The organism is Leptolyngbya sp. PL-A3, assembly GCF_039962325.1.
Lineage (GTDB): Bacteria > Cyanobacteriota > Cyanobacteriia > Elainellales > Elainellaceae > Vacuolonema.
Map to the genome: position 1 here is coordinate 15,595 of NZ_JAMPLB010000011.1, position 12,036 is coordinate 27,630.

Here is a 12,036-nt window from a genome sequence, read left to right on the forward strand (position 1 = left end):
AATAAGAAGATGAAGAATTAACTTTTAAACACCCTCTAAGAGGTAAGTAAATTAATAACGAGAAGTAACAGCCTTACAGTTCCCAATTAACTTTCAAATTGGCACTCAGTAAAAAGTGGGATGCTACCTCTTGACGATGTACTCCCCTGGATAGACAAATCCCTTCGCTATTGTTTTCAGTGAATTCTCTAGCGGTCCGGACATTTTAATCGGTGTTTAAACCGTTGTTTTTCTCCCACAATCTAAGGAGAAAAAAACGCTTTTAGACGCATCAAAATACTTTTAGTTCCTCAGAAAATCGCTTTTATACAAAATTCGATGATGAATTAGCCATTTATTTTTAAGTGAGATGTTTACATAACGGACATCTCACTTAAAAATAAATGGTTGTATACCAAGCAGAGCCGGTATTAGTTTCCCGAAAAACCTAAATAACCCCGAGGCGTAATCATCCACTGGTGATGAAAGCGGGTTGTCTGGTTGCCAATCAATACCGTAGACAGCATATCTACTGGATGCTGTAGCAAATCCGCCAGGGTTGTCAGAGTAATGATTTCTGTGGGACGGTAGGCCGATTGCACAATAGCGACTGGGGTTTCGGGTGAGCGATGAGCCAGAAAAATGGATTGTGCGATCGCCAGTTGTTCCACCCGGCTACGTGAACGTGGATTATAGAGCGCTGTCACAAAATCTGCCTGGGCTGCAGCCGCTAACCGTTTTTCAATTTGCGGCCAGGGGGTCAGCAGATCACTGAGGCTGATGGCACAAAAGTCGTGCATCAGGGGCGCACCCACTCGCGAGGCCGCCGCTTGTAGAGCAGTAATACCAGGAAATACTTGAACATCTGGCGTTTTTCCATCCCATCCCTGGGTCTGGAGTTGCTCCAGCACCAACCCGGCCATACCATAAATACCGCAGTCTCCCGAGGAGATGACAGCGACGGTCAGCCCCCACTGAGCTAACTCAATGGCGCGTTCTGCCCGTTGTCGCTCCTGGGTAATGGGTAGGGCTTCCACAATTTGCCCCGGCCGCAGTAGTGGCTGGATGAGATCCACATAGAGGCTGTAGCCAATGACAACATCAGCCTGGGCGATCGCTCCCTGAGCCGCTGGCGTAATCTGGCTGAGATGACCTGGGCCTGTGCCTACCAGCCATATTTGCCCCTGTCGCCCCGTGAACTCTCGATGGGATTGGGCGATCGCAACCGTTACCGCCCCCTTCTCTCCGGGCACCCGCACAATTTGCTTTGTCACTCGCAGCCGCAATGCTGCATCTTCCAGGGCCGGTGCAGATTCAGAGGCCAGAGGGTTGATATCGGCTTGATAACTAGCCCATATAGCGGCAGCTTCGGCTACGCTCGGCGTTTCGACCTCTGCTGCAACGACCTCGGACGGATTGGGTACAGGAACCTGACGCAAGGTTTCTGCGGAAAAGCACTGGAGGGAGAGCCGGCGATCGCGACAAATCTGAAGTAAGCCTTCTTCATCGGCTTTGAGATCCAGGGTGGCGATTCCGGCGATCGCCTCTGCTGCAAATCCGCCCACAGCAAGAGCTTGTTGAAGTGCAGTCTCTATCACCCCTACAGTCGTACCCCGTTCACAACCCATTCCCACCCATAAAACTCGTGGGTGCCAGGCAACCGTGGCAGCCGTCAGAACAGGGGGAGATGTAGCGCCAATATGCAGGCAAGGACTCCCATCCTGCGGATCTGGCTGGGAGGCTAGCAGGGAGAAGGGATGTGGCTCTGGTAGGTGACGATGCCAGAGATCAGTACCTGCGCTTTGATACACCCGGATGGATTGGCCCTGGGCGATCGCTGCACTCACCTCTGTCCAATCCCCTCTACCCCTGCTCCAACCAAAGGGCACTCCCAGAGTGTCAATGGCAGGTAACTCCAGCGCATTCGCTCCCCCGGTCAGGACAGGCGTAGCCTGGAGCAGTTGAGCAATTGCTACCGCAAGGCGGTCAGCACCACCCTGATGCCCACCGCACAGGCTGATTACATGACGCCCCGGGCCGTCTACAACCACCACAGCCGGATCTATCGCTTTATTCTGTAAAAGCGGAGCAATGAGACGAACGACAGCCCCGGTAGCTAGCCCAAAGACCAGAGCCCGGTGCGATCGCCACAATTCTGGCAATTGCTCTTTCAGAGAACCCGTATAGATTTTGCAGTGAGCAGAAACACCTACCTCATTAGCCAGTTCTTGAGGCAGATAAAGGGTGACCGCTCCAATTTCCCAAAGGGGTTGAAGTGTATGAATGGCCAGTGGGGTAAGGGCGATCGCCGCAGCGGGTTGAAAATCTTGCAGTATCAAGCGAGGTTTAACTCAAAAACAGCCTCAAACGTATTCTGGCCATTTAAACCTGGCCAGAATACGGAATATCGCGATAGTCAAAGCGTTCCTGGAGGAACAAGGTTAGATGGGGGTGAAGGGACTTGAACCCTTACGACTTCATCAGTCAACGGATTTTAAGTCCGCAGCGTCTACCATTCCGCCACACCCCCACGAGTTTGCACTCAGTGCGACATCCTATTCCATCATTTTTAGACCATCTGTGCAACTATTCGCCCAACCTTTTTTGAAAAGCGTTACTTTTTCCGTGCTCTCATCCCGTCGAGGAAACCCTGTGCTATAGCCTTACAGGCTGAGAACCAGGAAGATTATTTTTTGAAAAGCCACATCGAGCGCGGCTTTTCAAAAAAATAACCTGGCCCAACCAGAATGAAGGCTACACGTACCTCAGACATCGGCACAGCCTTCCTTACGCAGACATGCCCCCTGGCGATAGTGATAAAGGTAGACTCAAGGTGATTTCACCCTTGTTCACCCTATCGGTTGTGCCATGACTTCGATCCAGAACCAGACGGTCCTGATTACCGGGGCCAGCAGCGGCATTGGGTTGGCCTGTGCCCAGGTCTTTGCCCAGGCTGGGGCCCGCTTGATTCTTTCAGCACGACGCATTGAGCGACTCACTCAATTAGCGAAACAACTTAAGGATGAGTTTGGCTGTGAGGCCTATCCACTGGAGTTGGATGTGTGCGATCGCACCCAGGTCGAAGCTACCGTCGCCGCCCTCCCCGAAGATTGGAGTGCCATCGATATCCTTGTCAACAACGCGGGTCTAAGTCGGGGCCTTTCCAAACTCCACGAAGGCAGCATTCAAGACTGGGAGGAAATGATTGACACCAACGTCAAAGGATTACTTTACGTGACTCGTGCCATTCTCCCCGGTATGGTGCAACGGCAGCGAGGCCATGTCATCAACATCGGTTCCATCGCGGGACGTCAGACCTACCCCAACGGCAACGTATACTGTGCCACCAAGGCCGCCGTCAAAGCCCTTACCGAAGGTCTCAAACTTGACTTGCTCGGGACCCCTGTGCGAGTCAGTACCGTCGATCCGGGGATGGTAGAAACGGAGTTTAGCGATGTTCGTTTTCGAGGCGATCGCGATCGCGCCAAGCAGGTTTACCAGGGCGTCACCCCCCTAACAGGGATGGATATTGCCGACGTCGTGCTGTTCTGTGCGACTCGCCCTGCCCACGTCAACATTAACGAAGTCGTCGTCATGCCGGTCGATCAAGCGAGTACAACGATGGTGAGCCGCCGCTCCTGATGGTTTGGGGGTGGTGAGAGAATCTCGCCATCCTCAACTTCAGGGTGCTGCTAAGAGCGATGAAATTACCCCCCAGGATGTTGGTGTTTTGCCCGCTTCGCGGGCAAAACACCAACATCCTGGGTAAATTCTTATGCAGAAACGTCCTTAGCAAGAGAGCCTCACCCTGGGGCGATCGCCAATAACAAGCGGCTCAAAATTCGCCCATCTTCTAACCGATACAAGTTGAACTCACCCCCCAATTGGGTCATCAGAGCCTGACAGATGGAAAGGTGCAGACCCGGGGGTTGATCCAGGATGGAAGGGGCTAGCCAATCGAGAGGCCGTCCGCTGTGAAGTTCCTCCAATAGCAACGGCTCTACGGTGCCATTGTCAGTGATAGAGATCTCGAGCCAGCGGGTGTCTACAGGGCGACACCAAACGTCAAGGCGGCCTTGCATGGGCGATCGCAAGCAGGATAGGGTGAGCAGTTCCGCTAGCACCAACTCAATCTTTTGGATGTCGCCACTGATATTCACATTGGCTTCGTTGTGAACCTGGGACCAGAGCTGACGCTGATGAATCAGGTGTTCAACCCGTTCGAGCGATCGCTTCAGCAAACTTGCCAGAGGAATAGCACCCGGCTCCTGTCGCAGTTGCCACTGTTCGTTCTTGAGCAACGGTGTCATGGAGCTCAGTAGGTTGCCCAACTGCCGTAGCACCTGGTGGTAGCGCATGCTGGCGAGGGCATCTTTTTGGTGGCTCAGTTCATTCAGCCGTTTCACGTTTACGTTGAGCGCCCGGTACAGTTCCTCCAGGCGACGATGCTTGTACCAGTTAATGCGCTCCAAATTTTGACGCTGTTCGCTGAGGTTGGACGTCATCTGCAGATGACGACGTGACCAGGCCAATTGAGCACCAAGCGCCGACAATGCGTTGAGCTGGCGCTCCGGCCAGTAGCGATTCATATCATCAGCTACCACAATAATGCCGGTAGGCTCATGGTCAGGAGCCGTTCGCAAAGCCATCACTAAAATTTGGCCAATATCTGAGCCATTTAGCCATTGACGGGTTTCAACATCGATTTCATCAATGGTAATGGGCTGCACACCTTCCGATTGCAACGCCCATTGAACCAGGCGATCGGAGTAAATAGCAACGGATGCATCTACATTCAAGCCGTACTTAGCATTACCAATGATCGCTGCCGTAACTTTGCCCGTTTTATGGCGAGGCTGCCAGGTAATGAGAGCTGCCAGGGGAGCCATCATCACCTGAGAGATTTGTTGCATTGCAGCCCGCTCCAAAGCATCCAGCACAGGTGTCTGCTGTAGGGAAGTGATACCCCACTGGATCATCTGAGTTACTTTATGTTGCTGCTCGGTCTGGTGTTGTAACTGCCACTGGTGCAGGGTAATGCCTAACTGCTGGCTCACCACTCGCAACACCTCTCGCTCTGAACGGTTCCAGGTACGGGCGTTCTCCTGGCCCACCAGAATGAGGGCTTCGATAGGGCGACCGGGAGCTGTGCTGCATACAAGGAGAGACTGCATGCCCACATTCAGCAAAGGCGTGCGCCAGGCCATCAGCTTCAGGTCATCCTCCAGGTTTTCGATGCCCACGGCCTCCATACTGCGCTCCAGCATTTGCCAGTCCACTGGATTGAGGCTATTGAGCTGCGATGGCAGCGTGTGGCGAGTCGAAGGGAGATGCTGAAACTTGATGTCAAACATCTCCTGGTCCGGGTCGTAAAGCAGCAGCAGAAAATAGCTAGCCCGCAATCGTTGGCATACCACCTGAGCTGCTCGCTTCAGAGTGGCTTCCCAATCGGTATCGCTAAAAACGGCCTGAGCAATCTCAGCGGTTAGAGCCTGATCCGTTTTGGCTTGCTGAACGGTTTCCTCCATACCCTCCAGGGGTGCTGTCAGGGCAAGCAGTTGGGCTACCCCCTGGACGTAGGTTTTCTCTTCGTCAGACCAGATGCGGGGTTCATTTCCCTCAACCGCCAAAAAGCCGTATAGCTCGTTCTGCAACAGGATCGGAGCAGCCAGGAGCGATCGCGCCTGAATCTGCTTCATCAAGCGGCCTGTCATCTCGGCCTTCAGGGAACTATGGGCTTCTCCAATCGACACGATCTGGTCAGCGGCCATAGCCTGATAAAAACTGTTGACCTCTTGGGCCGTGAAGCCATTGGCCATGGCATCGTCCGTTTTCTCTTTACGGCTGCCCACCCGCCGCCAGAAGTAGCGCCGCTCCCGCTCAAACCAGTAGATATTGGTGCGATCCGGAGCCAGAAACTTATGGGTCTCGTCCACTACAGCAGAGAGCCTCGCCTCTAGATTGGGGAGTGATCGCAATTTCCCCAACAACGTCATCAGCGGCTCAACCGGACGCTTCACCGCCCGACGGCTTTCTTCCTCCTCCAACTGAAATAGGGCAGCCGCCAGGGTACCAAGCAGGATGGCTAACCGGGCTTTTTCATCGGCGTGGGGAGAAACGCCCCATAGAGTTGAACCCAGAAGAATGACGCCAAGACAGCGATCGCGGTGGCGCACCGGAAAAATAACCGTGCCTTGAATGCCTAATTTCTTGGCGATTTTGCGCCAATCGCCAGCACGGGGTTCTTCCCGCAGGTCAGGCACCCCCATGGGGCGCTGCTGGATCACCACCTGCTCCATCAGATCGCCCGGTGACAGCATCATCTGCTGCTTTAGAGCCGCGATCTCTCCAGCGGTCGTGCTTCCCCCTTTGCCCTGTAAACTGTGGCGCACCCGGTCATAGCGACCAATCCAAACCAGCGCATAGTCCAGCTCGGCCCGCAAATACTCCAGCACCAAATTCAGCAGATCCTCCTCTTTCTCTGCTTCCCGCAGAGATTGGAGGGTTTGCTTCAAAGCAGCCAGATGTTTTTCGTGGTTTGGCGGTTGTTTGGGAGACCCCATTAACTTACTCCTGCTTCCCCTGATGAGTGGCTGCCAGTAGCCAGTGGGTGAGGTCGAGCCGGGCTATAAAGCACTACCCCGTCAGCCGCAAAGGACAGGGGGAGGCAATCTCCTAGACCAAAGCGTTGCTTTCTATTGGGAGAGCGCAGTTGGGCAGCATCCTCCAGGATCGTGTCCATTAATGCTAGTCCGGATCGGGGTGAGTACAAAAGAAACGGTTGGGTGGCGCGATGCATCCTGGGGAAAGCATCCTCTGGTGTTGAAACGCGGGATGCGATAGTGGCTCATCTAGCCTCGCAGAATGACGAGGGGATGAGGCCTTAGACTGAATCAAGTAAATGAGTTGTTTCGAGCCTATCCGAAAATACAGCAGACTCCAACATAGACGGCATGAAGAACATAGTGTCTAGTCTTCCCGGAGACAATCGTATCCGAGCTATCCAATAGGATGCCCACAGGATAGGTCAGGTCTATCGATCTGGCACAATCAATTCACAGTGCCTATAGATCTCAACGTTTAGGCTTAGAGTACCCATAGAAACACCTGTTCATACATAATCGACAAGGTGCCATCAGGAGACAGGCAGTGGATTTTTATCAGCTCGGTATTCGGCCTTTTTTGTTCTCTGCCCTTAAGGCTGATCCAGAATATCTACATCACCAGGCTATGCGAGCCGTAACCTGGCTGCATGATACGGGCGATCGCCCCCCTGTCTCCTGGCTTCAGACCCGTCTTCAACACACCCTGGCGCCTGACTTCCCCGCTCTACACCAAACCCTGTGGGGAGTTCCCTTTTCTAACCCGGTAGGGTTGGCCGCAGGATTTGACAAAAATGGTGAGGCAGGGCGCACCTGGAGCTGTTTTGGCTTTGGCTTCGCAGAAATGGGCACCGTTACCTTCCATGCCCAGCCAGGCAACCCTCGGCCCCGCATGTTTCGCCTGATTGAAGACCAGGCAGCGCTCAACCGCATGGGGTTTAACAATGAAGGAGCCGCAGCTCTGGCTCAGCGGCTTAAAGTCGAAGCGGAAAACCACTTCGGACAGAAGCAAGCACCCTTTCCCTTAGGGATTAACCTGGGCAAGTCTAAAATTACGCCCCTGGAAGAAGCCGCAGAGGACTACCGCAGCAGTTTTCACTTGTTGAAAGCTCTGGGCGATTATTTTGTAGTGAATGTGTCATCTCCCAATACTCCTGGGCTACGGGCCTTGCAGGATGCCGACCAACTGGATCGGATCTTGGGGGCATTGCAACAGGAAAATACGGAGAACCGTCCTTTGCTGGTTAAGATCGCGCCGGATCTGGAATGGGGGGCGATCGCAGACATCCTCAGCCTGGTAGAAACCCATCGTCTGGCCGGAATTATTGCCACTAATACCACCATCTCCCGGGAAGGGCTGAAGACCCAGGTTTTAGAAGCCACAGGCCAACTTGTCACAGAAGAAGCTGGCGGGATCAGTGGGGCTCCTGTACGCCAACGCTCCACTGAGATCATTCGCTATATTTACGAAAAAACAGAGGGCCGCGTTCCTATCATTGGCGTAGGCGGCATCTTTACGGCTGAGGATGCCTGGGAGAAAATCACGGTTGGGGCCAGCCTGGTGCAGCTCTATACCGGATGGATTTACGAAGGCCCCTACATGCTCCGCCGAATCTTAGAAGGTTTGGTGCGCCGTTTAGAAGACCATAATCTGAGCAGCATTCAAGAGGCGATCGGCCTGAGTCATCGCCAGTGAAGCATACTCAGCTTTAGGGAGGACCGCGTTGCTACCTTCTCTACAGAGGTTTTAAGCAATGCTCAAAAATCTATCCCATAATGGGGAGCGGGCAAGGTGCCAAAGCATTTAGGATGTGGCGATGAAAGTTGAATTTCGCGAGTGTGACTTTTTCGATCTGTGGATCTGGTTGGAGTTCAACACAGCGTTGTCAGAACTGGAGCGGCAATACATCGAAGAGATCTTTAACTCCTGGTTCTTTCTGGGCAAGCTGGGTGGCTTCAACGCCGAAAATCTCCAGATACAAGATACCGGCCTGGAAATCAGCTACATGAACTACGACGAAAGCGTTGCGGACAACAGCATGATGGCCGTCATGCACAATATGGCTGAGGTGGAATATCAGGGTTACTGGGCCCGATGCTGGTTTGATTTGGGCACGAGTGATGCGATCGCCCTCGACATCCTGATCAACAGCCTCAAGCAATTCAGCAAAGACTATGTCCCCATCGAACGGGTGGTCATTGGTGGCGAAAACGAGGATTGGCGCATACCCCAGCGACGCTCAACCTTTACTGAGAACCCTGACAGCAATTAACCCACTTATAACAAGTAAGTTAAATGCTGATGATAAGAAGTGGTGCGGCGCTTTGCGTCGCACCACTTCTTATCATCAGCATTTAACCCGACATGATACTAGCAACGGGGGTTATGGTTCAAAGTTTTGAAGGGAGTATGGCGGTAAGGGCACTGCGTCCCTGGCCTCCATACCCCATCTCAATGGGAGGGCAGATCTAGATATCTACGCACATCTAGATAGACTTACTCGTGAAAATCCTCCAGCACTTGTAGAAGCTGTCGTTGTGCCGCATCAGGAATCAGGTCCGCCAGAGGGAGTTCTCGCTTGCCGCCCCCCAGGGATACGGTCATGCTTTGAAGCAGAGATTTGACGCGATCGCTTGAAGGCACGCCCTGAGACAGCATGGGATAAAGTTGCTCTGCCAGAATGGTATGCAGGTGGGCTTCGCGCAAGTAAAGATGCCACTTGGCGACATCAATATAAACATTGTCTCCAATCTCAGCGGCTAGTTTTTCAATGGTTTCAGATGAAGTGGAGTAAGGCATAAAGAAGATATTAAAACTCAGCTTTACGCCTAGAATACTGCGCGTTCAAGCAGATGACGTCTCTCGTTATGTCGAATTACAACGCTTTGCAAGCGCTTAAAATCTGGTTATTTTTGTGAGAGTCGCGCGGAGTGCGGCTCTCACAAAAATAACTGTGGCTGATTCAAGCGCAAAGCGCTGTAATACTCCCAGACATTGTTATGGGCATCGTTATGGGTATCAGGAGTAAGTAGAAGTACTGCTCCCACTCACTCCTGATGCCCATAACCAACTCGACACTAGCCATAACCTCAGTTCGGGATAAGCTGAAGTGCTCATTTTGGCGTGCGCTTTGCGCACGCCAAAATGAGCGTTTTCGAGTGCCGCGTAACGCGCGGCACTCGAAAACGCCCTTAACCCGACCTCAGGTTAGCCATAGGAGGAATCAAGACTTCCGGAAGTGGGCACAACTTCATGAATTAGATACTCTAGACTTAGGCTCTATGATGGTTTAGTGATGAGCCTTCCCGGAGATTGATGCCAGAATCGTCTTCCAACCCATCCACATCTCTCATAACAACCCAGCAATTGCAGCTCGAATCTGAACGGATGCAAGAGGTTGTGCTGTTGGTCGATAACATGCTGCGGCAGGAGGAGACTACCCTCGGCTTGATTGTGGATTGCATGTACGATATTGGTTCTGTCCGACTAATTGACAAAAAGCTCAATCCACCGTTCTTGCGGGGCGCAACGGTGCGGGTAGCCCGAGTTTCAAAACCCCTCTTCCGGATGCTGGCGCTTCGGTGGATTAAGAAAAATTGTCCAGAACTTCTCGCTAAATGGCTCTATTCCAAAGTTCTGTTTCAGGACGAACCCAAGCCAGTTCCCCAACCTGCACCTGAACCGGATCCCAATACTCAACCAGCCCTTGACCATTCCAATCCTGCTGGGGCGATCGCCCCGCCCGTCGCGTCTCCCCCGCCTCTACCCGATGCGGTTGAAGCCGTTACTATTCCAGGGGAAGGGTCTCCTATTGCCCCACCTATCGACCATCAGGGCTTAGAGGCTGGGGACATCCCTACTATTGCCCCACCTATCGACAGTCCAGCGGCGGAAGCTATCAGCATCCCCGCTATTGCCGGATCTATCAACCATCAGGTGCAGGAAACCGGGGATATGTCCGCTGCGTCCCTCCCCAGCGACAGACAGGATTTGACGGAGAGCCTCCCTGCTATTTCCCCACCGGGCCGCCAGGCTCTTATGTCTGTGGAACCCACACCTCCTCTTCCACTACCGGCTATTACGCTGGAAGAGTACAATCGGGCGATCGCTCAAATAAAATTCCGCGACACTGAAATCGCTAAACTGCGCACCCGTTCCTACATCCTCGCGGGATTGCTCGTAGCCGCTTCAGTCGCTCTCGGTGGTACGCTGTTTCGGCCTGGATATGGCCCTGAAATGGGTGCTCCTAACGTGGAACCTGTACAGTCACGAGGCACTGCGACCCCTTAGATCGGGTACTGCCGCCAATCGCAATACAAAAATTGCAGGTTGTTTTATTTGTGATCCTTAGGATGAAGGAGCGGTTGGCTGAGCCAGCCGCTCCTTCAAAGATTAGGCTTTCACCTGAGCAACAACGGTCCGATGCCGGGGGCTATTGCGAGTAATAGTAGGTTCTGTAAAGCCAGCTTCCGCAAACGCTTTGGATAGATCCAACGCAAAGTAATCATCCAGATACGGTTCGGTGCTCTTCAGCAAGGTCAGAATATAGGGCGGCAACTTCGCATAAATCTCTGAGTGCGGATTCATGTCCATAATGGCCAGGGTGCCACCGGGCCGCAGCAGCCGACGGGCTTCCTGTAGGATGGCACGGGCTGCTGACTGGGGCAACTCATGGAACACGAGATGGGCCGATACGAGATCAAAACTGGCATCAGGTAAACCTGTCGCTTCTGCCGCCGCATGAAGCCAGGTAACAGGTGCATGCCCCTCAGTCGTACGTTGGCGAGAGCGGTAGTTGGCGATCGCCAAAAAGTATGGCGACAAATCCAAGCCTGTTACCCGCGCCCCCGGAAACTCGTCTTGTAGGGCAAAACTGCTCATCCCCACACTGCAACCTATATCCAAAATATCCTGGGGAACGGTGGTGATCTGCTGTTTCAGCACGTCGTGATAACTCTGACGCAAGCGCGGATCGCCCTGAGCTCCCGCATCCTCCCAGATGCGAGCGTGGACGGCATGGGCTGCTACTTCAACCTCCATCGCCGGTTCCCACCCCATATTGCCCTCTTCGTAGGCATGGAAGGACGTGAGGTAATAGTCGGGGTAAACCAACTTGGGGTTCGTAACCTGAGCCAGTTCTGACTCCCAGGCAGAAGAAAACTCGGCTTTTTCGTCGCGCGATCGCAGCCGAGCAACCTCATCCCGCCAATACACACCGATACTTTCAGCTCGCTGAATCATCATCTCGCGAGCCCGATTTTTAGCCAAATTAGCCAGAGGTTTGATCGCCAACAGACCATTGACCAGGCGCGTTGCCAGTCGAGATGAAAGGCTATTAGCAGATTTATCGAGGGGAGGGGTAGAAACGGTCATAGATTCAAAAAACAGTTATGAAAGCAGCGTCTAGAAACCGTTCAAAGAGCTTCTGCCGTTCAGATTAACGTATTTCCGGAG

Annotated in this window: 9 protein-coding genes and 1 tRNA gene; 4 read left to right on the forward strand and 6 right to left on the reverse strand. The window is 53.1% G+C overall.

Annotated elements, in window-relative coordinates; translation table 11 throughout:
- Positions 1–410: 410 nt before the first annotated feature.
- Positions 411–2,318: a precorrin-3B C(17)-methyltransferase gene (cobJ, locus tag NDI52_RS10750; RefSeq protein WP_190771444.1), complete on the reverse strand. Its 1,908-nt coding sequence runs from the start codon at positions 2,316–2,318 to the stop codon at positions 411–413.
- Between the two features lie 107 nt (positions 2,319–2,425).
- Positions 2,426–2,509: transfer RNA gene (locus NDI52_RS10755), tRNA-Leu, on the reverse strand.
- A gap of 338 nt (positions 2,510–2,847) precedes the next feature.
- On the opposite strand from NDI52_RS10755, the gene NDI52_RS10760 reads away from it, so the two are divergent.
- Positions 2,848–3,621, forward strand: coding sequence for an SDR family oxidoreductase (locus tag NDI52_RS10760; protein ID WP_190771443.1), 774 nt, complete (start codon positions 2,848–2,850; stop codon positions 3,619–3,621).
- Between the two features lie 161 nt (positions 3,622–3,782).
- Here NDI52_RS10760 and NDI52_RS10765 read toward each other — a convergent pair whose 3' ends face one another.
- Together NDI52_RS10765 and NDI52_RS10770 are read right to left on the reverse strand one after the other, a co-directional pair.
- The gene (locus NDI52_RS10765) at positions 3,783–6,542 is read right to left on the reverse strand and encodes a GAF domain-containing protein (protein WP_190771442.1); all 2,760 of its coding nucleotides are present in this window, start codon (positions 6,540–6,542) and stop codon (positions 3,783–3,785) included.
- Positions 6,542–6,721 carry a hypothetical protein gene (locus NDI52_RS10770; RefSeq protein ID WP_190771441.1) on the reverse strand — a complete coding sequence of 60 codons (180 nt, stop codon included), beginning with the start codon at positions 6,719–6,721 and terminating at the stop codon, positions 6,542–6,544. Before NDI52_RS10770 ends, NDI52_RS10765 begins: the two co-directional genes overlap by 1 nt.
- Before the next feature lie 407 nt (positions 6,722–7,128).
- Between NDI52_RS10770 and NDI52_RS10775 the strand changes: the two genes are divergently transcribed.
- A complete protein-coding gene (locus NDI52_RS10775) occupies positions 7,129–8,277 on the forward strand; it encodes a quinone-dependent dihydroorotate dehydrogenase (RefSeq protein WP_190771440.1) in 1,149 nt (382 codons plus the stop codon).
- 121 nt (positions 8,278–8,398) lie between these two features.
- Positions 8,399–8,854, forward strand: coding sequence for a DUF3531 family protein (locus tag NDI52_RS10780; RefSeq protein WP_190771439.1), 456 nt, complete (start codon positions 8,399–8,401; stop codon positions 8,852–8,854).
- A gap of 224 nt (positions 8,855–9,078) precedes the next feature.
- Here the strand turns inward: NDI52_RS10780 and NDI52_RS10785 are convergent, their stop codons facing one another.
- Positions 9,079–9,381, reverse strand: coding sequence for a DUF3181 family protein (locus NDI52_RS10785; RefSeq protein WP_190771438.1), 303 nt, complete (start codon positions 9,379–9,381; stop codon positions 9,079–9,081).
- Positions 9,382–9,897: 516 nt separating this feature from the next.
- Here NDI52_RS10785 and NDI52_RS10790 point away from each other — a divergent pair.
- Positions 9,898–10,872 (forward strand): hypothetical protein, encoded by a 975-nt coding sequence (locus NDI52_RS10790; RefSeq protein WP_190771437.1) that lies wholly within the window; start codon positions 9,898–9,900, stop codon positions 10,870–10,872.
- Positions 10,873–10,974: 102 nt separating this feature from the next.
- On the opposite strand, the gene NDI52_RS10795 is transcribed toward NDI52_RS10790, so the two are convergent.
- A complete protein-coding gene (locus NDI52_RS10795; RefSeq protein WP_190771436.1) occupies positions 10,975–11,955 on the reverse strand; it encodes a class I SAM-dependent methyltransferase in 981 nt (326 codons plus the stop codon).
- Between the last annotated feature and the right edge of the window lie 81 nt (positions 11,956–12,036).